Raw genomic sequence first — 934 nt, forward strand, 5'->3', positions numbered from 1 at the left:
ACAGCAAGGCCGGCACGCTGAGCCCGCTGATGGGCCGCAGCGCCGCCGCGCGCCAGGCCTCCAACCTCGCGATCGCGCATGCGCCCGCGCCGGTGGAGCCGCGCCTGATCGAGCAGGCGCAGTCGCTGTCGCTCACCGCGGCGAGCGACAACGTGCCGCTCGATGAAGTCACGCGCGACCTCGACCTCCTGTCGCATGAAGCGCAGGCCGCGGCGCAGCCCGAGCTGGTCGCCGCCGTCGAGCATGCCAAGGACGCGATCGCGCATTCGCACAACACCGAAGAGGTGGCGGCCGCGCGCGAGCAGCTCTCCGAGGCGCTGTCCGATTTCGTCCACACCGCCACCGACCCGGTGCTCGACATGCCCGAGGCCGCGCCGGCCAAGGTGCAGCCGGCCCTGTCGGCGGCACCGGCCAGCATGGCCACCRACCTCGGCGACGATCCCGAGATGCGCGAGATCTTCCTCGAGGAAGCGCGCGAGGTGATCGAGACCGCCGAGACGGCGTTGAAGACGCTGGCGCATGCCAGCGCCGACGTCGAGCAGCAGACCACCGTGCGCCGCGCATTCCACACGCTGAAGGGCAGCTCGCGCATGGTCGGGCTGAAGGACTTCGGCGATGCCGCATGGGCCTGCGAGCAGGTCTACAACACCTGGCTGGCCGGCCAGAAGGCCGCCGACCCGACGCTGCTGAATTTCTCCAACGAAGCGCTCGCCTACTTCGCGAAGTGGGTCGATGCGATCGCCGCACAGAACGTCACCGGCTTCCATGCCGCGGTGGTGAAGGCCGCCGCCGACGCGCTGGGCCGTGGCGATCCGGTGCCGCCGATCAAGGCCGGCCCGGCCGCGCCGGTCCCGCTGATGTCGCTGTCGTTCGGCGACGCCGCGGCTGCGAAGCCGGCCGCCGCTGCGCCGGTGGCCGCCAGGCCGGTGATCAC

General features: G+C 71.8%; 1 protein-coding gene. It reads left to right on the top strand.

What is annotated here, in order from left to right; translation table 11 throughout:
- Window positions 1-934, top strand: a 934-nt coding sequence (locus tag AC1D01_RS36655) for an Hpt domain-containing protein (protein ID WP_477874714.1), incomplete at both ends; no start/stop codon positions are given.

It is taken from the genome of Rhizobacter sp. P3_B12, assembly GCF_056402895.1.